Annotated in this window: 1 protein-coding gene; it reads right to left on the minus strand. The window is 35.9% G+C overall.

What is annotated here, in order from left to right; genetic code table 11:
- The coding region (locus tag FLACHUCJ7_RS25155; RefSeq protein ID WP_180910974.1) for an MBG domain-containing protein at positions 1-396 on the minus strand (396 nt) is incomplete at both ends.

Genomic DNA, 396 nt, shown 5'->3' on the forward strand with positions numbered 1-396 from the left:
TAAATATTTAGATCCAGCTGAAAGCGAACCTTGATTAATAGCATAATTACCAATATTTTCACCACTAACTCTTGTTAAAGATCCTGTGAATGAATCTCCCGAAAGCAAACTTGGTGACACTGTATAAGTTAAAACAGGATCACTCTCCCTATATACTTTAGTTTGAGAAGGTGTTGCAGTTACGGTAATTGGGATTTGATTTAATTTCAGTATATAATTATAGGTAGTAGTACAACTATTAGCATCAGTAGCGGTAACCGTAAAATTACTATCAGCAATTTGAGTTGAAATACCTGATATCTGTCCAGCTGTTGATAGCGAAAAACCAGAAGGCAAACTTCCCGCTGTAACTGCATAGGTTTTAGATCCTGTTCCTCCTGAAGCTACTATAGTTTG

Source organism: Flavobacterium salmonis (assembly GCF_903819435.1).
In the GTDB taxonomy this organism is placed as follows: Bacteria; Bacteroidota; Bacteroidia; order Flavobacteriales; family Flavobacteriaceae; genus Flavobacterium; species Flavobacterium chungangense.